Raw genomic sequence first — 19,153 nt, 5'->3', positions numbered from 1 at the left:
TCCTACTCCGCCTTCGGGTCGTCCTTGAGGTCGTCCTTGTTCAGGGACTTCAGGAACTCGGGGTTGTCGTCCGGCGCGATCCACCGGCCGGGCGCGGCCGTCGGTCCGGCCCCGGTGCGCCGCGGGCGGCCCGCGATCAGCCAGGCCACCGGGCCGATGAGCACCTCGCCGAAGAGCAGGATCACGAACACCCACGCCAGCTTCGGCATGCCCCGCACATCCTCCTCGGGCGTGTTCAGGCAGTCCACGAACGCGTAGATCCACAGAGCCAGGACCAGCAGAACCGGCAGATACCTGAGCATGGCGGCGAGATTCTCCAGAGTGGTCGGACGACAGGTGGGGTGGCCCCGGTGACGGGGTCAGGTTAGCGGGTGGCCGATACTGGGACACATGGCTTACGACGATCTTCGCTCCCTGCTCAGGGCACTGGAGCGCGAGGGCGACCTCAAGCGCATCAAGGCCGAGGTGGACCCCTATCTGGAGGTCGGGGAGATCGTCGACCGGGTCCAGAAGGCCGGTGGACCCGCGCTCCTCTTCGAGAAGGTGAAGGGGTCCTCGATGCCCCTCGCCATGAACGTCTTCGGGACCGACCGGCGGCTGCTGAAAGCGCTGGGACTGAAGTCGTACGGCGACATCTCCGACAAGATCGGCGGGCTGCTGCGGCCCGAACTGCCGCAGGGGTTCGTCGGAGTGCGGGACGCCTTCGGGAAGCTCGGGTCGATGACCCACGTACCGCCGAAGAAGGTCAAGGAAGCGCCGGTGCAGGAGGTGGTGCTCACGGGTGACGACGTCGACCTCGACATGCTGCCCGCGCTCTTCACCTGGCCGCAGGACGGCGGGTCCTTCTTCAACCTCGGGCTCACGCACACCAAGGACCCGGACAGCGGGATCCGCAACCTCGGGCTCTACCGGCTCCAGCGCCACGACAAGCGCACCATCGGCATGCACTGGCAGATCCACAAGGACAGCCGCAACCACTACCAGGTCGCGGCCCGGCGCGGTGAGCGGCTGCCGGTCGCCATCGCCTTCGGATGCCCGCCCGCCGTGACCTACGCCTCCACCGCGCCGCTCCCCGGTGACATCGACGAGTACCTCTTCGCCGGGTTCATCGCGGGCAAGCGGATCGAGATGGTCGACTGCAAGACCGTGCCGCTCCAGGTGCCGGCGCAGGCCGAGGTCGTCATCGAGGGGTGGCTGGAGCCCGGCGAGATGCTGCCGGAGGGGCCGTTCGGGGACCACACCGGGTTCTACACGCCGCAGGAGCCCTTCCCCGCGCTGACCATCGACTGCGTGACGATGCGGAAGCGGCCGTTGCTCCAGTCGATCGTCGTGGGCCGGCCTCCGACGGAGGACGGACCGCTGGGGCGGGCGACGGAGCGGTTCTTCCTGCCGCTGCTGAAGATCATCGTGCCGGACATCGTCGACTACCACCTGCCCGAGGCGGGCGGATTCCACAACTGCGCGATCGTCTCCATCGACAAGAAGTACCCGAAGCACGCCCAGAAGGTGATGCACGCGGTCTGGGGTGCGCACATGATGTCCCTGACCAAGCTGATCGTGGTCGTCGACTCCGACTGCGACGTCCACGATCTGCACGAGGTCGCGTGGCGGGCCCTCGGCAACACGGACTACGCCCGCGACCTCTCGGTCGTGGAAGGACCCGTCGATCACCTCGACCATGCCTCCTACCAGCAGTTCTGGGGCGGCAAGGCGGGAATCGACGCGACGAGGAAATGGCCCGAGGAGGGCTACACACGGGACGGCGGCTGGCCCGAGATGGTGCTGTCCGACCCGGAGACGGCGGCGAAGGTCGACCGCCGGTGGAAGGAGTACGGACTTTCGTGAGCAGCGCATCAGCCGCGATCCCGCAGCCGGGGCGCACCAAGGCGTTCCTACGCCTCGTCATGATCGAGCACTCCGTCTTCGCCCTGCCCTTCGCCTACATCGCGGCGCTGACCGCGATGTTCGAGCTGGACAGGAACATCCACTGGGGGCGGCTGCTGCTGGTGACGATCTGCATGGTCGGTCTGCGGACCTTCGCGATGGCCGTCAACCGGATCATCGACCGTGAGATCGACGCCCGTAACCCGCGCACCGCGCACCGCGAGCTGGTCACCGGCGCGATGTCGGTCAAGCACGCGTGGACGGGCGCGCTCGTCGCCCTCGTCGTCTTCCTGGGCTCGGCGGCGCTCCTCAACCCGCTCTGCCTGGCGCTGGCGCCCATCGCGGTGATCCCGATGGTCGTCTATCCCTACGGCAAGCGGTTCACGAACTTCCCGCAGGCCATCCTGGGCCTCGCCCAGGCCATGGGGCCGGTGGGCGGCTGGCTGGCGATCACCGGCGAGTGGTCCTGGGACGCGGTGATCCTCGGTCTCGCCGTCGGCATCTGGATCGGCGGCTTCGACCTGATCTACGCCTGCCAGGACATCGAGACCGACCGCGAGATCGGCGTCATGTCGGTGCCGGCGCGCTTCGGCGTCCCGGCGTCGATCTGGGGCGCGCGGGTCTGCCACACGATCACGACCGCGCTGCTCGCCTGGTACGGCGCGGCGACCGGCGCCGGTGCCTTCTTCTGGTTCGGCCTGCTGATCGTCGCGGGCGCGTTCGTGTACGAGCACTCGATCGTCCGGCCGCACGACCTCTCGCGGCTGAACAGGGCGTTCTTCAGCGTCAACGGGTTCATCGGCATCGCGCTGTTCGTGTGCGCGCTGCTGGATCTGCTGGTGCGCGGACTGACGGTGTAGGCGACCCGCCCCGCCGTCCCGCTCACCGGCTAGGCGGCGGTGAGCGAAGCCCGCGGGGTGGGTCCGCGCCGGAACGCGAACGCCGCGCCCACCCCCGCCACCAGCCCGATCAGGTGTGCCTGCCAGCTCACTCCCGACTGGGTCGGCGCGAGCCCGAACAGGATCGAGCCGCCCCACACCGCGCCGATGAGCAGTCCCACGACGATGCCGAGCGGCCGGCGCTCGACGAAGCCGCCGATCAGCAGGAAGCCGAACAGGCCGAAGATCAGGCCGGACGCGCCCGCCGTGTTCGTGTGTGCCGGGGACAGCAGCCACACGCCGAGGCCGTCCGCGACGATGATCAGCGCGCAGACCGCGGCGAACCGCCGGATGCCGCCCAGCGCGGCGAGGAAACCGAACACCAGCAGCGGCACGCTGTTCGCCGCCACGTGGGCGAAGCCGAAGTGGATGAACGCCGCGGGCACGATGTCGATCAACTCGGAGGGTTCGCGCGGGATGATCCCGAGGCTGTCGAGGGCATGGCCGGACACCACGTCCACCGCTTCCAGCAGCCACAACAGCGCGACCCAGCCCACCATCAGCTTGGCCGCGGCCTTCGCGCGGTCGCCCCGCGACCACTCCGACCCCGCACCGGACATGGCACCCCCCACGACTGACTCGTCCCCACTGAAGAACGCCCCGGCACCCTTGGCCGGTTCCCGCCTCGCGACGCCAGCTAGGCTCGGTGTCGTGAACCCAGTCAAGCCAGGAGAGACGCCGCGTACGCCTTGGATCGTAGGGGTGTCCGGCGCTTCCGGCACCCCATACGCGGCTGCCGTGCTGCGCGCGCTCCTCGACGCCGGCGAGAGCGTCGACCTCGTGGTGTCCCGCGCGTCCCGGCTGACGCTCCTGGACGAGACGGGGATCTCCTACCGGGACGCGCACTGGCAGGACGACCTGCGGGAATGGCTGGCCCGCGGCGCCGACGGCAAGCCCGGCACCTTCCAGCCCGCCGTCGACACCGGCGCGGTACGGCACTGGAGCGCGGGCGACCTGGCGGCGGGGCCGTCCTCGGGGTCGTATCCCTCGAAGGGGATGATCGTGGTGCCCGCGTCGACCGCGTGTGTCGCCGGGATCGCCCTCGGGCTGAGCAAGGACCTGCTGCAGCGGGCGGCGAGCGTGACCCTGAAGGAGCGGCGCAAGCTGGTGGTCGCCGTACGCGAGACGCCGTTGAACGGGCAGACGCTGCGGCACCTCGTGACCCTGGACGACCTGGGCGCGGCCGTGGTGCCCGCCTCGCCGGGGTTCTACGCCGGAGCCACCCACATCCAGGACCTGGTGGACTTCGTCGCCGGGCGGGTGCTGGACTCGGCGGGCGTCCCGCACGGGCTGTACCGGCGGTGGAAGGGCGACCTCGGGGGTTCCCGCACCACCACCTGACGTACGGCACCTCATCTATTCACTGGTACGAATCGGAAGGCGATCGATCGCATGGACGCGGTGGACAGGCAGCTCATCCAGGCCCTGAGAGAGAACGGCCGGGCCTCCTACGCGGAGCTGGGGCGCCTCGTCGGCCTGTCGGGACCCAGTGTCACCGACCGCATCAACCGGCTGGAGGCGGCCGGTGTCATCACCGGGTACCGCGCGACCGTCGACTCGGCCTCCCTCGGCCTCGGCGTCATCGCCCTGATCGGCATCTCGCTCTCCGACGCCGCCGACCACGAGGACGTGGCGCGCCGGCTGAAGGACCTGAGCGAGATCGAGGACTGCTGGTTCATCGCGGGCGAGGACTCGTTCATGCTCAAGGTGCGGGCGCCCGACGTGGACGGGCTGGAGAAGACCATCCGGCGGCTCAGCGGGACGAAGGGAGTCTCCAGGACCCGTACCACGATCGTGCTCTCCACGAAGTGGGAGAACCGGGTCGGGGAACTGCCCGAAGAGGTCTAAGGCCTGGCCGCGCACGCGCCGTCCGGGGGCATCTCGTGCCCGAAGGGCGGGGGAGTACCGTTGATCGAGTCTGTCTGAGGAAGAGGTATGGGCATGGATGTCGGGCTCAAGCGCGAGCTGGAGCAGAAGGTCCGCTCCGGTGAGCGGCTGTCCCGTGAGGACGGCATCGCGCTGTACGAGTCGGACGACCTGGCCTGGCTGGGCGGACTCGCGCACGAGGTGCGGACGCGGAAGAACGGCGATGTCGTCCACTTCAACGTCAACCGCCACCTGAACATGACCAACGTGTGCACCGCGTCCTGTGCCTACTGCTCGTTCCAGCGCAAGCCGGGCGAGAAGGACGCGTACACGATGCGCATCGAGGAGGCCGTCCGGCTCGCGACCGCGATGCGCGGCGAGAACCTCACCGAGCTGCACATCGTCAACGGCCTGCACCCGAACCTGCCCTGGCGCTACTACCCGCGGTCGCTGAGCGAGCTGAAGAAGGCCCTCCCGGAGGTCTCGCTGAAGGCCTTCACGGCCACGGAGATCCACCACTTCGAGACCATCTCCGGGCTGAGCGCGAGCGAGATCCTGGACGAGCTGATCGAGGCCGGCCTGGAGTCCCTGACCGGCGGTGGCGCGGAGATCTTCGACTGGGAGGTCCGCCAGCACATCGTGGACCACCGCACGCACTGGGAGGACTGGTCGCGGATCCACCGGCTGGCGCACGAGAAGGGTCTCAAGACCCCGTGCACCATGCTCTACGGCCACATCGAGGAGCCCCGCCACCGCGTGGACCACGTGCTGCGGCTGCGTGAACTCCAGGACGAGACCGGCGGGTTCCAGGTCTTCATCCCGCTGCGCTACCAGCACGACTTCGTCGACATGAAGGACGGCAAGGTCCGCAACCGCCTCCAGGCGCGGACCCAGATGGCCACCGGCGCCGAGGCGTTGAAGACCTTCGCCGTCTCGCGGCTGCTCTTCGACAACGTCCCGCACGTCAAGGTCTTCTGGGTCATGCACGGCGTCCAGACGGCCCAGCTCGCGCTCCAGCACGGCGCGGACGACATGGACGGCTCGGTCGTCGAGTACAAGATCACGCACGACGCCGACAACTACGGCACCCCGAACAAGCTCACCCGCGACGACCTCCTCGACCTGATCCGCGACGCCGGTTTCCGGCCGGTCGAGCGGAACACGCGCTACGAGATCATCCGCGAGTACGACGGCCCGGACCCGGCGCGGCGCGAGTCCCCGCAGCCGATGCGAGTCTGAACGGAACGATGGCGCTCACTTTCGAACTGGACCCGGCGATAACCCCTGCCCTGCGGGAGGAGATCCTCGCCCTCTGGGTGGATGTCACGAACGCGGGGGGTTCCGTCGGGTTCGTCGCACCGGTCACGGTGGACGAGGTCAGGCCCGAGCTGGTCCGGCACTTCGTCGCGATGGCGGAGGGCCGCACCCGGCTGCTGGTCGGCCGGGACGAGTCGGGCACGGTCGCCGCGACCGTGTTCCTCGCGTTCAACTCGCACCGGCTGATGCGGCACTGGCTGTGGCTGTACACGGTGATGGTCCACCCGCGCCATCAGGGCAAGGGGTACGGCCGTGACCTCCTCGCCGCCGCCGAGGGGGCCGCGCGCGGCCTCGACGGCATCGAGGCGATCCGCCTCACCTGCCGCGGCGGGCACGGCCTGGAGCGGTTCTACGGCTCCTGCGGCTACAAGGAGGTCGGCCGGGTGCCGGGCGCGATCCGGGTCGCCCCGGGGGACGACCGGGACGACATCTTCATGCTGCTGCCGCTGCTGTGAGCCCCCCGACCCCGCCCGAAGATCGGCGGCGGCGCGTGCTTCACTGAAGAGGACCGTTCCCTCACGTCTGTTCGGTCAGGTCTGTTCGCTACGGAAGAGTGGATTGAGATGTTCCGCTACACACTGTGGCGCCTCGGGGTCTTCGCGGGCTGCCTCGGCGTCGTCTGGGGCCTCGTCTATCTCGGCGTCTTCCCACGCGGTTTCGGCGACTCCAACGGCATGTGGATCGTGCTGCTGGCGCTGGTGATCTCGGCGCCGATCAGTTTCGTGGTGCTGCGCGGGGTGCGGGACCGGGCCTCGGTGCAGATCGTCGAGCGGGTCGACCGGATGAAGGCCAACCTGGACGCCAACCGCAGCCAGGAGGACGAGACGGCGGACGCCCCCCAGCCGGCCGCCCAGCCCGCCTCCCACCCGCAGGGCCAGGCCTCCTAGAAGTTCTGTCGGCAGCCGTGCGGTCCGGTCCAACTACCCTTGCCCCATGGGTGCCGTGAAGACCAAACGGATGCCGCGCGCGGTCCGTGAGCAGCAGATGCTCGACGCCGCCGTGCGGACCTTCGGACAGCGGGGCTACATGGCCGCGTCGATGGACGAGATAGCCGAACTCGCGGGCGTGTCCAAGCCGTTGGTGTATCTCTACCTGAACTCGAAGGAAGACCTGTTCACCGCGTGCATCCGGCGCGAGGGCCAGGCGCTCACCGAGGCGGTGCGGGCCGGTGTCGACACCCGCACGCCCGCCGACCGCCAGCTCTGGGACGGGCTGCGGGCGTTCTTCGTCCACACCGCCCAGCACCCGGACGGCTGGTCCGTCCTGCATCTGCAGGCCCGCACCCACGGCGAGCCCTTCGCGGCGGAGGTGGCCGCGCTGCGCGCCGAACTCGTCGCGTTCGTCACCGAGCTGATCGCGGACACCGCCCGCGAGGCGCATCACGGTCGCGACCCCGACCTCGCCGAGCGCGAGGTGGCCGGTCTCGCGGAGGCGCTGGTCGGTGCCGCCGAGTCGCTGGCCGCCTGGTCCAACGCGACCCCGGGCGTCACCGCCCGGCAGACGGCGGCGACCCTGATGAACTTCGCGTGGGCGGGCCTGGGCAACCTGATGGAGGGGCGGCCCTGGTCACCGCCGGCGGACACCGAGGAGCGTCCCTAACCGGCCCGCACGCCGTGCGCCTCAGACGGCTCCCCACTTGCGCAGCGTCGGCGCGACCCGCTGGTGGCCCACCCGGTACACGGCCTTGGCGCCGCGCCTGGCCGCTCCCCGTACGGCCCTCCCGACCCGGCCCGGACCGCCCGCGCCCGGCGGGGTGCCGAGCGGGCGGCCCTTCTCGTCGAAGCCGTTGCGGGTCAGCAGACCGCTCAGGTAGATGCCGGCGCGCTCGGGTGTGTAGTAGGGGCGCAGCGTCGGCAGCGGTCCCGCGGCGCGCAGCGCGGCCACCCGGGCGCGGGCGGCGGCGTAGGGGTCGCTCTTGCCGATGCCCTGGGCGTCGGCCCAGGCGGGGTCGGGCGACGGCAGGGCGCCGGCGTCGAGTTCGTCCCAGGAGGCCAGGCAGCCGGAGTGGATGAAGTAGTGGTTGCCGTGTGCCTCGCGGACGCCGAAGTCGGTGAGGATCGCGGTGGGGATGCCCCGCTGCATCGACTCCAGCGCGGCGGTGGAGCTGACGGTCACCAGCAGGTCGGTGCGGTCGAGGACCTCGCTCATGTTGCCGTAGACCAGCTGGAGGTTGGCGGGGGCGGGTTGGGCCAGGTTCTGGACGAGGAGCTGGTAGGGGTCGGCCTCGACGTGGGTGGTGTGTTCGCCGGGGAGGCTGCGGAGCTTCATCAGGACCTGGCGGTCGGGGTGGCGCCGGGCGTGCGCCGCGGCCCGTTCCAGCAGCCGCAGCCGGTCCTGCCTGCTCTTGGGCACGGAGGGCTGGACGGCGAAGGTGAGGGTGAACGGCCGCTCGGTGGACGGCCGGTAGGGTTCGCCGCCGAGGAAGGGCAGCGCGCACTCCACGACCGAGTCCGGGTCGACGCCGACGCTCGCGAACGCGGCGGCGAACCGGCGTGCGTCGTAGGTGGAGTTGGCGAGGACGATGTCGGTGCCGCCGCGGGTGAGCAGGCCGTCGACCATCTTCTCGTAGACGACGCCGACGTAGCCGGTGACGGTGACCGGCCGGTGTTCGCGGCCGGCCCAGGCGAGGCCGAGGCTGTGGGTGAGGGCGAGGACCGTGCCGCCGGAGACGGCCATGACGACGATCGCGGCGTCGGCCAGGTCCGGGTCGTCGACGAGTGCGGCGGCGGGGAGTTCGCGTCTGCTGTCGGGTGCGATGCCGATCTCGGCGAGCTGCCGCTCGGTCGGGGTCGACCGGCCGTGCAGGAAGTACGCGTCGAGGGCGTGCCCGGGGGCGATCTGCTGTGCCACGGAGGCACCCCACTTCCAGCGGGTGTCCGAGTCGGCGAGTACGGCGATGCGTCTGGGGGGCATGGCTCAGGGGCCCTTCCTGGCGGGTCCGGCGAAGTGAGCCGAAGGTAGGAAGGAACCCTGAGGAACGTATGAGCGATGTCTTGAAACTGCCTTGGGCGGGCTGGGGTTCACCTGTGCGGAATCCTCAAGTGACCGTTGTTCACCTGGAGTTTCGTGCTACGCCGCCGGGCAGCGGACGTCTGTTGTTCGCCCAGTGTTCATGCGGGTTCAGGCGGCGGCCGGGCGCGCGTACCCCTCGACGTGGATCCGCCCGGTCGCGTCCCGCAGGGCGAAGCGCTCGTCGAGCGCCGCGTACTCGACGGTGCCCGGCAGCAGCACGGGCGCCCTGAACTCGGCCCGGACCAGGGTGCGTTCGGGGGTCCCGTGGGCGGCGAGGCAGCGGGCCGCCGTCCACATGCCGTGCGCGATGGCACGGGGGAAGCCGAACAGGCGGGCGGTGAGCGGGTGGAGGTGGATGGGGTTGCGGTCGCCGGACGCGGCGCCGTAGCGCCGGCCCACGTCCTCGCCGAGCCGCCACTCGGCGACGGTGGGCAGCGGGTCCGGCGCCTCGGTCGTCCTGGGCGTGCGGTCCTCGGTGCGGTGCCGGGCGAGATAGGTGCTCCGTGACTCCCAGACGAGGGCGTCCCCGGTCCGCATCTCGGTGCTGACCGTCGCCTCCGTGCCGCGCCGGTGCGGGGTCAACTCCTCCACGTACACGGTGAGTTCGTATTCCCCGGTGGCCGGTGTCGCCGTGTGTCGGGTGATCTCGACCGAGGTGTGGACCAGGCCGAGCAGCGGCAGCGGGAAGGTCCGGCGGCTCATCAGGCGCATGGCCAGCGGGAAGCCGAGGACGTGCGGATAGGTGACGGGGAGGGCGTCGTCGCCGGTGGGGAAGCCGCAGACCCGCTCGTAGGCGGCCAGTCGGGCCAGGTCCACGCGGACGCCGGGCAGCACGAGCCGGGTGCGGGGGAACTCGGCGTCGGCGCGGGGCCTCTTGAAGGGGGAGAGGAGGGCGCCGCGGAGGAGGAGCGGGGTGAGCGCGGGGGTGTCGGTGAGGGTCGGGTGGAGGTCGGCCATGTCCCACTCCCGGGTGGCGTCCTGGGTGGCTCTTTTCGGCTTACTTCGCAGTAAGGTTACCGCAGGTAAGTCCAAGTGGGGCCAGCCCGGCGGCCCAGGGCGGACGCATGGCCGACGTACCGGCGACACGGCGTCGACCCGCGGCCGACACAGCCTCGCGAACCCGCCGAGGTTGCACAGGCCCGGCTCCGGACCACCCCCGAACCCGCACGAACTCCCCACGAGGGGCCCGTACGATCTTCGACCTGACCCGGGGTAACACCCCTGGCCGCGAGCCGGGATGAACACCTCGGTACGCGCCATGCGTACCTAACGCAGCAGAGCGGTACAAGCTGCACGCCACAGGAGCTGCCATGTCCCTCGTCTACCCCTCCGGCTACGACTACGACGGCGCACCCGTGCTCGTCGAGCCCGAGATCCGGCGGCTGGACGGCGTGGTGCGGGAGGTCGCCGTACCGCCGCTGGTGCCCCCGGCGACACACGGCTCGCTCGCCGACATCCCCTTCGAGAACGAGGTCGCCGCCCCCGGGCACCGGGTCCTCAGCAGGCAGGACGACGAAGGGAACTGGCAGGACGTCACGGCCGCCGAGTTCGCCGACCAGGTCCGGGCCGTGGCCAAAGGGCTGATCGCGGAAGGCCTTTCACCGGGGGACCGGATCGCGGTCATGGCGCGGACGTCGTACGAGTGGACACTCCTCGACTTCGCCGCGTGGGCGGCCGGACTGGTGACCGTCCCGATCTACCCCACCTCCTCCCTCTTCCAGATCCGCTGGATCCTCCAGGACTCGGGCGCGGTCGCGATGGCCGCCGAGACGGTCGCGCAGGCCGCGGCGCTCGGCCCGGAGACACCCCGGCTGCCCGACCTGCGGCACATGTGGGTCTTCGAGAAGGGCCACCTGGACCGGCTGGCCGAGCTGGGCCGGACCGTCCCCGACCAGGAAGTCGCCGTACGGCGCGGGGTGCTGCTGCCCGACACGCTCGCCACCGTCATCTACACCTCCGGCACCACGGGCCGCCCCAAGGGCTGCGCGATCACCCACGGCAACTTCCTCGCGGAGATCGACAACGCGATCGAACTCCTCTACGGCGTCTTCAAGAACAAGGCGGACGAAGAGCCCTCCACCCTCCTCTTCCTCCCCTACTCCCACGTCTTCGGCCGCATGGTCGCCGTCGCCTGCGTCCGCGCCCGGGTCCGCCTCGGCCACGCGGCGAGCCTCAAGGCCGAGGACCTGCTCGCGGACCTGGCGAGCTTCCAGCCGACCTTCCTGCTGGCCATCCCGTACATGCTGGAGAAGGTCTTCAACAACGCCCGGGCGAAGGCGGAGAAGGGCGGTCGCGGCAAGGTCTTCGACCGCGCGACAAGCGTCGCCCGCCGCTACGGCGAGGCCCTGGAGGCCCGGCAGTCCGGCAAGGGGCCGGGCCCGACCCGCCCGCTGCGGACGGCCCGCGCCTTCTACGACCCGCTGGTCTACCGCAAGATCCGCAACGCCCTCGGCGGCAAGCTCCGTTACGTCATCTGCGGCGGCTCCCCGCTCGGCCGCCGCCTCGCCGCGTTCTACGCCGGCGCGGGCATCGAGATCTTCGAGGGCTACGGCCTCACCGAGACCACGGCGGCGGCGACCTGCACCCCGCCGCTCAAACCCCGGCTGGGGACGGTGGGCTGGCCGATGCCGGGCACCCGGGTGCGGATCGCGTCGGACGGCGAGATCCTGCTCTCCGGCGGACAGGTCTTCCGCGGCTACTGGGACCCGCACGGCGACGGAGTGATCCCCGCCTCCCAGGACGGCTGGTTCGCGACCGGCGACATCGGCCGCCTCGACGACGAGGGCTACCTCACCATCACCGGCCGCAAGAAGGAGATCCTGATCACCGCGGGCGGCAAGAACGTGGCACCGGCCCCGCTGGAGAACTGGCTCCGCTCGCACCCGCTGATCGCCCAGTGCATGGTCGTCGGCGACCGCCGCCCCTACGTCGCCGCCCTCATCACCCTGGACCCCGAAGGCATCACCCACTGGCGCCAGATGAACGGCAAGCACCCGGTGCCGGCCGAACTCCTGGTCAACGACGAGGAGTTGCTCGCGGTCCTGCAACGGGCCGTCGACGACGCCAACAAGCTGGTCTCCCGGCCCGAGTCCATCCGCCGCTTCAGCGTCCTGCCAGTGGCCTTCACCGAGGCGGCCGAACAGCTGACGCCATCGATGAAGCTGCGGCGCGAGGTCATCATGCGGGACTTCGCCCAGGACATCGAGCAGCTGTACGCCAACTAGACGCCGAGCGCGGCGGTGACGGGCCCCGGCCGGCCCCGGTCATCAGTCGGTCAAGGGACGGCCAGGGCCGGTCAAAGTGGCCGTATGCATTGCGCATGCAACGGGTCGACAGGGCTGACATAGCCGGATTTGAGACCTCCCTCGATGGCTACTGTGATGGCGCGAACACGTCTGCGGCGCCGCCGAAGACCGAGCGAGCACGAGGACCCAAGACCGACGGGGAAGAGGAGAAGGCGGTGGGGGAGCCGGACCGTTCACGCCTTCTCGACTACACGCGAGGGCCGGCGACGGCCGGGGCGCCCGAGGCACGCCGGTCGAGTCTGCTCGACTACGCCGAAGCCGCGCCCAGCCCCCGCCCGGCGTCCGACGGCCGACCCGGACCCCGGCCCGGCGTCCCGCCGTACGAGACGCCGGTCTTCGTGCCTGCGCATCCGCGGTACGTCGACGCGGTGGACGAGGACGGGCGGGCGGTGCGGGTGCCGTTCGTCGTCTACGAGCTGTTCGAGCATCCGGAGCGTCAGACCGCCGCCTACGCCTTCAGCACCCTGGAGAAGCTCGTGGCCGCGTTCGGCGAGGCCCAGCCCTGGGTCGGCACCTCGATCGGGCCGCTCGCCGAGGCGCTGAGCGAGCACGGAGGCACCGTCGTCCTCGATCCGAAGGTCGCCCGGGGTCGACCCAACTGGCGACCGGCCGAACTGGCCGCGTACACACGGGAGATGCGCTGATGCCGGCCGACTTCAAGGCGGTGCTGAGCGACCTGACGTCGATGGCCTCGACGTTCCACGACCAGGCCACGGACTACCGGAAGCTGGAACCCCAGGTCTCGCCGCCCCTTGTGAGCGGCGGCGACGCGGGCCTCGACGACGCGATCAAGGAGGTCGCCCATCTCATCCTCGGCCTGCACACCGGCTTCGCGGACCGGCTGGACGACCACGGCGACAAGGTCGCGTACGCGCGCGACTCGTTCCACCGGCACGACGTCGACGTCCACGGTGTGTTCGAGGACCTGATGGTGGGAGAGGACTGATGGGCGACAGCTGGGTCGGCGGCGACATCGGCGGACTGCACACGATGGCCACCACGTACAAGAACGCCAAGGACCAGCTCGACGACGTCGTCCGCCCGGTCACCACCGCCGTCGAGTCGCTCGTCGACGACGCGGGCTGGAAGGGCGACGCGGCGGAGGAGTTCCGCGCGAAGTGGAGCGAGGACGCGTTGACGGCGGGCGCCTTCGCCAGCCTGGTCTTCGAGGCCGGGGACATCCTCGGCACCCTCGCCGACGCGCTGTCCACCTGCGAGACGGCACTGCAGAACGCGGAGCACGTCGCCACCGGCAAAGGCGTTCCCATGGGCGCCAAGGGCGTGCCCCTGCCCATGGTCACGGCGAACCCGCCCAGCGCGGCGGACCAGAAGACGATCTCCGCGATGACCGAGTACGACACGGTCCGCAGGCAGGTGATGCACACCGCCCAGCACGCCCGCCTGGCCGCCGCGGACAAGCTGCGCGGGCTGTACGCCCAGGTCACCGCGCCGGTGTCGACCGGCGACAAGATCACCATCGCGGATGCGCTGCGCGGGCTGTACGCCTACGACGCCGAGGACGCTCGGGCCGGCGGAAAGAAGGCGCGCGCCGAGCTGGACGACGCCAAGTCGGCGGAGCAGACGGCGAAGAAGGAACTCCGCGCGGAACGCAAGGCGTACCAGAAGGCGGGCCGCTCGCTGCCCAAGGACCTCCCGGCCAAGGGCGCCTACCGTGACGCGGTCATGAAGGTCGACTCCCTCGAAGAGGCCATCGCCCGTGCCGACGTCGGCAGCAGCAAGCTCCCCTACGACCGCCTCCTGAACGTCAAACTCGCCGACGCGGCGGACGCGTTGCGGCTGGGCAAGGGGCTGGAGGCACTCCCGGAGTTCCTCAAGGAGGTCCCGGTCATCGATGTCGCTGCCGCCGCCGCATGCGGGCTGGTGGAGGCGAAGGACGACCATGACAAGGGGTGGTCGTGGCAGCACTCGGTGACGGTGGACGTCGGAGTGGCCGTGGGAGGCGTCGCCGTGGGGGCACTGGCGGTGGCCGCGGCGCCGGTCGAGGGTGCGGTGGGGGTGGCGTTGGTGGGAGTGGGCGCGACGATCGTCGCCACGGACGTCCTCGACCACACGTTCCACGAGCACTGGAGCGAGGACATCCATGACCACGGTGTGGTCGGTGGTGTGCTGACCGGTGCGGGGCATGTGGCCACCGAGACCGGTGACGACATCGGGCGGCTGGGAAAGGACATGTGGCATGGCGTCACGAGCATCTTCTGAGGCTCCGGCTCCCGGTACGCCCGTCCGGATCCCGGCACTGCCGAGGCTCGGCAGGACCTGGTACGAGCGTGGCGCGCCCTACTGGCTGTGCCGGGTCCGCACCACCGTCTTCCTGCTCATCCTGATGGGCGTGGTCAGCGTGTTCGCGGTCAGCCTCTACCGGGGCTTCACCAGTGAGTGGTCGCCGGCCGTCCGTACCGTGTGGAACTGGGCGACCGTGGTCGCGTCCTGCGGGGCCCTGGTCCAGGGATGGCGGACGCAGCGCGGGGAGCACCGTGAGGCGCTGTCGGACCCACCCACTCCCGCGCAGGCCGTCCGGGCGAAGCGCGACCACAACCGGCAGGCACCCGGGCGTGCCTTCGCCGGCCGTTGGATGATCCTGCTCCTGGTTCCGGTCCTCCCGGCCGTCGCCGCGTACTTCGTCGGTCGGCTCGCCTCCTGGACCACCGTCCGCGAGTACCCGAGCGAGGTCGGCGCCCGCCGCTGGATGCGGGAGCACCCGTCCGGAACCTGACCCGGCCCACCAGGCCCTGGTCCGAGCCCGAAGACCGCCCGCCCGACCGCCGGGGGCACAAGGCAGGAGCCCCGTTGCCTTGCGGCACGGGGCTCCTTGGGTACTGCTATCTGTTCCGGATCAAAGCACCAGGCTCCGAGACCGAAGAAACTGCGATCAGGTGACTCAGACGGGGGTGACGTTCTCCGCCTGCGGGCCCTTCGGACCCTGGGTCACGTCGAAGGAGACCTGCTGGTTCTCCTCCAGCGAACGGAAGCCGCTCGCGTTGATCGCGGAGTAGTGAACGAAGACGTCGGGGCCGCCGCCTTCTTGGGCGATGAAGCCAAAGCCCTTTTCGGCGTTGAACCACTTCACGGTTCCGGTAGCCATAAGCCCTCCTTGGGCCCAAAGGGTTGCCCTGCTCCAGAACCCTGCAAGTGTGAAAACAAGTCCCGCACTACTGCATACGTCTGAAAACGACTAGAGCCCGCGGTTACATGCTCCGCAGGCTCTGTACTGCAAGGGAAACCAAACTGCAACTTGCGGCGAGCCTAGCACGCGGGCAGCCGAAAGCAATAGAGGCCAAGATCACATCACCCGGACGTTTGAAGATCGCCAAAGGCTTGACTGTGGGGCCGAAGTATGGAGCGTACCGCATGAGGTCTAGCCTCACGTTGTGGACAATTCTCGCACCCGGCCGCGCGTCGGCCACATTCAGTTCCTGAACTGCCTGCCTCTGTACTGGGGGCTCGCGAGAACAGGCACGCTTCTCGACTTCGAGCTGACCAAGGACACCCCGGAGAAGCTCAGCGAGCAGCTGGTGCAGGGCGACCTCGACATCGGGCCCATCACGCTCGTCGAGTTCCTCCGCAACGCGGACGACCTGGTCGCCTTCCCCGACATCGCGGTCGGCTGCGACGGCCCGGTGATGTCCTGCGTGATCGTCTCGCAGGTGCCGCTGGACCAGCTGGACGGCCGCCGGGTCGCCCTCGGCTCGACCTCGCGGACCTCCGTGCGGCTCGCACAGCTCCTGCTCGCCGAGCGCTACGGCGTCCGGCCCGACTACTACACCTGCCCGCCCGACCTGAGCCTGATGATGCAGGAGGCCGACGCCGCCGTCCTCATCGGTGACGCCGCCCTGCGCGCCAACCTGCTCGACGGGCCCCGCTTCGGCCTGGAGGTGCACGACCTCGGCACGCTCTGGAAGGAGTGGACGGGGCTGCCGTTCGTCTTCGCCGTGTGGGCGGCCCGCCGCGACTACCTGGAGCGCGAGCCGGTCATCACCCGCAAGGTGCACGAGGCCTTCCTCGCCTCCCGCAACCTCTCCCTCGAAGAGGTCGGCAAGGTCGCCGAACAGGCCGCCCGCTGGGAGGAGTTCGACGAGGAGGTCCTGGAGCGGTACTTCACCACCCTCGACTTCCGCTTCGGCGCCCACCAGTTGGCCGCGGTCGCCGAGTTCGCCCGCCGCGTCGGTCCCACGACCGGTTTCCCGGCGGACGTGACCGTGGATCTGCTCCAGCCGTAATCAGCGGCGGGGTGTGCGCACTACCCTGCTGGAAGTCGTACGGGGGAGGGGTGGACGGCATGCAGCCGCTCGGAGACGACGAACCCACGGTGGTGGGGCCCTACCGGCTGCTCGGCCGGCTCGGCTCCGGCGGGATGGGCCGGGTCTACCTCGGGCGCAGCGCGGGCGGCCGTACGGTCGCGGTGAAGATCGTGCATCCGCACTTCGCGCTCGACGAGGAGTTCCGCGCCCGTTTCCGCCGGGAGGTCGACGCCGCCCGCCGGGTCGGCGGCGCCTGGACCGCGCCCGTGCTGGACGCCGACCCCGAGGCCGCCGTGCCCTGGGTGGCCACGGCCTACGCCGCCGGGCCCGCCCTCTCCGCCGCCGTGACGGACGGCGGCCCGCTGCCCGTCGCGACCGTACGGGCGCTGGGCGCGGGGCTGGCCGAAGCGCTCATCGCCGTCCACGAGTTGGGGCTCGTGCACCGGGACGTGAAGCCGTCCAACGTGCTGCTGACCCTCGACGGACCGCTGCTCATCGACTTCGGCATCGCCCGTGCCACCGACGGCACCGCCTCCCTCACCTCCACCGGCGTCTCCGTCGGCTCGCCCGGCTACATGGCTCCCGAGCAGATCCTCGGCAAGGGGGCGACGGGCGCCTCCGACGTCTTCTCGCTGGGCGCCGTGCTGGTGTACGCGGCCACCGGCGTGTCCCCCTTTCCCGGCGACTCCTCCGCCGCGCTCCTCTACAAGGTCGTCCACGAGGAACCGGAACTGGACGGGATGGACGGGGAGTTGCGGGAGCTGGCGGTGGCCTGTCTCGCCAAGTCCCCTGCCTCACGGCCGACTCCGGGCGAGGTGTCCCGGCGGCTCGCCCCGGACGGGGCCGCCCGGCTGGTGGCCGGTGGCTGGCTGCCGGGGGCACTGGTCGAGCAGGTCAGCCGAAGTGCCGTACAGCTGCTGAACCTTGAGGCGGCGGGGGTGGCCGAGGGGATGCCCTCGGGGCCGGTGGGGTTCAGCAGTCCTTCGGTGGGTGCGGGGGCCGGTGCCGGGGTGTTCGGTCCGGCGCCGGTGATGCCGATGACGCCCACGGTCACGCCCGGCCTCGTGCCCGAACCCCGTGACGCGCCCCCGCACGACACGCTGCCCCCGGCGCCCGGCCACCGCCCGGGGAAGGTCTCCGTCTCCCTCGCCGCCACGGCCGCTCCGGGGGCCGACGGCCGCGGGCGCCGGGTCAGTTGCACCCTCGCGCTCGCCGTCGCCGGGGCGCTCGCCGCGGTGACCGTGGGCTCCGTCTTCCTGTACCGGATGCTGCCGGGAGACAAGGGCTCGGACACCTCCGCGGGCTCGGCCCCCAGCGCGACCTCGACCGGCGGGCCGGGCAGCACGGCCGGCACCGAACCCAGCACCGGGACCAGCACCGGAACCAGCGCCGAGCCGACCCGCGCGCCGAGTTCGCCCGGCGCCACCTCGGCGCAGTCCGTCCCCGCCTCCTACCTCGGCACCTGGGAGGGCGAGGGCACCGCGCTCGGCGGCACCCTCCCGGACGGCACCTTCCGGCTCACCATCGCCAGGGCGGACGTCGGGCAGCGGCTGGGGGTGCTGCGGCAGACCGACCAGCTCGGCGGGGTCTGCGACGACGTGCTGACCCTGAAACAGGTGACGAAGACGCGGCTCGTGGCGGCGGCGGCCGGGGCGAAGACGAACCGGGACGTGTGCAACCAGGCCGCGCACACCGTCACCCTCACCCCCGTCGGCGACGACCTCACGTACGCGTCGGACAGCTCGGCCGAGGGCTCGCCGACCGCGCGGATGTCCAGGGTCGAGTAGGGGCCGCGTGGACTACGACCAACTGCTCATCGCCGGCGCCGGGTTGTGGGGCGCGGGGGCAGGGGCGGTGGTGGCGCGGGCCGGCCGGCGCGGAGCCGGCACCGCGCTCCTCGTGGTGCTGGTGTGTGTCGCGCTCGCCGCCGCCACCGGCACCCGGCCCGAACTGGCGGTGTGGCTGCTGCTCGCGCCCCTCGCGGTGGCCGCGCCCGGGGCCGGACTTCCGCTCGCGGGCGGCGCCCTCGCGCTCCTCGGCCTCGTCACCTTCCTGCCCGAGCACGCGGGGCACTGGATGACCGCGCTCCTCGGCGGCCTCGCGCTCGGCGCCGGCTTCCACGGGCTGACCCGTATCGACCCCGGAGGCGGTGGACTGGGGCTCGGGGAGGCGCGGCTCGCGGTCTGCGCGGGCGTGGCGCTCGGGTGGTACGGCTGGCCGACGGTGATGCTCGGGGCCTTCGCGGGGTTCCTGATCAGGGCGGTCTACGGAGGCCTCCTGGCCCGGCGCGGACCCGCCACCGTCCCTTTTCGTCCGTTTCTGCTGGCCGGTGCCTTCCTCGGGCTGCTGGTCGGCGCGTACACGGCCTGAGGTCCGGGCGGGAAAACCGCTGGCGTAGGCTGACAAGGTCCGTGAGCACCATCTGCCCGTCCGCAACCCTTGACGAAAGGGACCTCCCGGTGACCGAGAAGGCCGAGCTTCAGTCCGTCCTCGACCGTGCCGCCGAGGGCGGGCGCATCACTCCCGAAGAGGCGCTCGACCTCTACCGCGACGCCCCGCTGCACGCGCTCGG

General features: G+C 70.9%; 21 protein-coding genes. 16 read left to right on the top strand and 5 right to left on the bottom strand.

The window, feature by feature from the left end; genetic code table 11:
- Window positions 1–2: 2 nt before the first annotated feature.
- Window positions 3–302, bottom strand: a complete 300-nt coding sequence (locus ACIPTO_RS40865; RefSeq protein ID WP_366326369.1) for a PLD nuclease N-terminal domain-containing protein — start codon at window positions 300–302, stop codon at window positions 3–5.
- Between the two features lie 88 nt (window positions 303–390).
- Between ACIPTO_RS40865 and ACIPTO_RS40860 the strand changes: the two genes are divergently transcribed.
- Both ACIPTO_RS40860 and mqnP read left to right on the top strand, forming a co-directional pair.
- Window positions 391–1,845, top strand: coding sequence for a menaquinone biosynthesis decarboxylase (locus ACIPTO_RS40860; protein ID WP_401200535.1), 1,455 nt, complete (start codon window positions 391–393; stop codon window positions 1,843–1,845).
- A complete protein-coding gene (gene mqnP, locus ACIPTO_RS40855; protein WP_366326373.1) occupies window positions 1,842–2,744 on the top strand; it encodes a menaquinone biosynthesis prenyltransferase MqnP in 903 nt (300 codons plus the stop codon). The genes ACIPTO_RS40860 and mqnP overlap by 4 nt, the downstream gene beginning before the upstream one ends.
- Window positions 2,745–2,773: 29 nt before the next feature.
- On the opposite strand, the gene ACIPTO_RS40850 is transcribed toward mqnP, so the two are convergent.
- Window positions 2,774–3,382, bottom strand: a complete 609-nt coding sequence (locus tag ACIPTO_RS40850) for a rhomboid family intramembrane serine protease (RefSeq protein ID WP_401200531.1) — start codon at window positions 3,380–3,382, stop codon at window positions 2,774–2,776.
- 91 nt (window positions 3,383–3,473) lie between these two features.
- Here ACIPTO_RS40850 and ACIPTO_RS40845 point away from each other — a divergent pair, with 91 nt between their 5' ends.
- The 6 genes from ACIPTO_RS40845 (at window position 3,474) to ACIPTO_RS40820 (ending at window position 7,604) form a co-directional block, all read left to right on the top strand.
- Entirely contained in the window at window positions 3,474–4,163 is a 690-nt protein-coding gene (locus ACIPTO_RS40845; protein ID WP_366326377.1) for a UbiX family flavin prenyltransferase, read from the top strand.
- A gap of 51 nt (window positions 4,164–4,214) precedes the next feature.
- Window positions 4,215–4,670 carry an Lrp/AsnC family transcriptional regulator gene (locus ACIPTO_RS40840; RefSeq protein ID WP_328830872.1) on the top strand — a complete coding sequence of 152 codons (456 nt, stop codon included), beginning with the start codon at window positions 4,215–4,217 and terminating at the stop codon, window positions 4,668–4,670.
- A gap of 93 nt (window positions 4,671–4,763) precedes the next feature.
- On the top strand, window positions 4,764–5,927 hold the full coding sequence (mqnE, locus tag ACIPTO_RS40835) for an aminofutalosine synthase MqnE (RefSeq protein ID WP_366326410.1): 1,164 nt from the start codon (window positions 4,764–4,766) through the stop codon (window positions 5,925–5,927).
- A gap of 8 nt (window positions 5,928–5,935) precedes the next feature.
- Window positions 5,936–6,460, top strand: coding sequence for a GNAT family N-acetyltransferase (locus ACIPTO_RS40830; protein ID WP_401200528.1), 525 nt, complete (start codon window positions 5,936–5,938; stop codon window positions 6,458–6,460).
- A gap of 108 nt (window positions 6,461–6,568) precedes the next feature.
- The gene (locus tag ACIPTO_RS40825; RefSeq protein ID WP_366326381.1) at window positions 6,569–6,892 is read left to right on the top strand and encodes a DUF4229 domain-containing protein; all 324 of its coding nucleotides are present in this window, start codon (window positions 6,569–6,571) and stop codon (window positions 6,890–6,892) included.
- Window positions 6,893–6,938: 46 nt separating this feature from the next.
- Complete coding sequence (locus ACIPTO_RS40820; RefSeq protein WP_366326383.1) at window positions 6,939–7,604, top strand: TetR/AcrR family transcriptional regulator; 666 nt, start codon at window positions 6,939–6,941, stop codon at window positions 7,602–7,604.
- A 21-nt stretch (window positions 7,605–7,625) separates the two neighbouring features.
- Here ACIPTO_RS40820 and ACIPTO_RS40815 read toward each other — a convergent pair whose 3' ends face one another.
- Both ACIPTO_RS40815 and ACIPTO_RS40810 read right to left on the bottom strand, forming a co-directional pair.
- Window positions 7,626–8,918: a DUF6716 putative glycosyltransferase gene (locus ACIPTO_RS40815; RefSeq protein ID WP_401200524.1), complete on the bottom strand. Its 1,293-nt coding sequence runs from the start codon at window positions 8,916–8,918 to the stop codon at window positions 7,626–7,628.
- Between the two features lie 207 nt (window positions 8,919–9,125).
- Window positions 9,126–9,974, bottom strand: a complete 849-nt coding sequence (locus ACIPTO_RS40810) for a MaoC family dehydratase (RefSeq protein WP_401200522.1) — start codon at window positions 9,972–9,974, stop codon at window positions 9,126–9,128.
- A 353-nt stretch (window positions 9,975–10,327) separates the two neighbouring features.
- Between ACIPTO_RS40810 and ACIPTO_RS40805 the strand changes: the two genes are divergently transcribed.
- The 5 genes from ACIPTO_RS40805 to ACIPTO_RS40785 all read left to right on the top strand — a co-directional run bounded on the left by ACIPTO_RS40805 (window position 10,328) and on the right by ACIPTO_RS40785 (window position 15,056).
- Entirely contained in the window at window positions 10,328–12,241 is a 1,914-nt protein-coding gene (locus tag ACIPTO_RS40805; RefSeq protein WP_366326389.1) for an AMP-dependent synthetase/ligase, read from the top strand.
- Between the two features lie 236 nt (window positions 12,242–12,477).
- Complete coding sequence (locus ACIPTO_RS40800; RefSeq protein WP_401200519.1) at window positions 12,478–12,966, top strand: SAV_915 family protein; 489 nt, start codon at window positions 12,478–12,480, stop codon at window positions 12,964–12,966.
- Complete coding sequence (locus ACIPTO_RS40795; protein ID WP_366326393.1) at window positions 12,966–13,268, top strand: DUF6317 family protein; 303 nt, start codon at window positions 12,966–12,968, stop codon at window positions 13,266–13,268. Before ACIPTO_RS40800 ends, ACIPTO_RS40795 begins: the two co-directional genes overlap by 1 nt.
- A complete protein-coding gene (locus ACIPTO_RS40790) occupies window positions 13,268–14,542 on the top strand; it encodes a WXG100 family type VII secretion target (protein ID WP_401200517.1) in 1,275 nt (424 codons plus the stop codon). The genes ACIPTO_RS40795 and ACIPTO_RS40790 overlap by 1 nt, the downstream gene beginning before the upstream one ends.
- Window positions 14,520–15,056 carry a hypothetical protein gene (locus ACIPTO_RS40785; RefSeq protein WP_366326397.1) on the top strand — a complete coding sequence of 179 codons (537 nt, stop codon included), beginning with the start codon at window positions 14,520–14,522 and terminating at the stop codon, window positions 15,054–15,056. The genes ACIPTO_RS40790 and ACIPTO_RS40785 overlap by 23 nt, the downstream gene beginning before the upstream one ends.
- 165 nt (window positions 15,057–15,221) lie before the next feature.
- Here ACIPTO_RS40785 and ACIPTO_RS40780 read toward each other — a convergent pair whose 3' ends face one another.
- Window positions 15,222–15,425, bottom strand: coding sequence for a cold-shock protein (locus tag ACIPTO_RS40780; protein WP_003992177.1), 204 nt, complete (start codon window positions 15,423–15,425; stop codon window positions 15,222–15,224).
- A 286-nt stretch (window positions 15,426–15,711) separates the two neighbouring features.
- Here ACIPTO_RS40780 and ACIPTO_RS40775 point away from each other — a divergent pair, with 286 nt between their 5' ends.
- The 3 genes from ACIPTO_RS40775 to ACIPTO_RS40765 are packed head-to-tail and all read left to right on the top strand — an operon-like array spanning window position 15,712 to window position 18,951.
- Window positions 15,712–16,560 (top strand): menaquinone biosynthesis protein, encoded by an 849-nt coding sequence (locus tag ACIPTO_RS40775; protein WP_366326399.1) that lies wholly within the window; start codon window positions 15,712–15,714, stop codon window positions 16,558–16,560.
- A gap of 59 nt (window positions 16,561–16,619) precedes the next feature.
- Window positions 16,620–18,368: a serine/threonine-protein kinase gene (locus ACIPTO_RS40770; RefSeq protein ID WP_401200513.1), complete on the top strand. Its 1,749-nt coding sequence runs from the start codon at window positions 16,620–16,622 to the stop codon at window positions 18,366–18,368.
- A gap of 7 nt (window positions 18,369–18,375) precedes the next feature.
- On the top strand, window positions 18,376–18,951 hold the full coding sequence (locus ACIPTO_RS40765; protein WP_401200510.1) for a hypothetical protein: 576 nt from the start codon (window positions 18,376–18,378) through the stop codon (window positions 18,949–18,951).
- The last annotated feature ends 202 nt before the right edge of the window (window positions 18,952–19,153 follow it).

This window comes from Streptomyces sp. NPDC090083 (assembly GCF_044747445.1).
GTDB lineage: Bacteria > Actinomycetota > Actinomycetes > Streptomycetales > Streptomycetaceae > Streptomyces.
The sequence above is the reverse complement of the archived record's forward strand: the minus strand, read 5'-3'. Positions and strand labels throughout refer to the sequence as shown.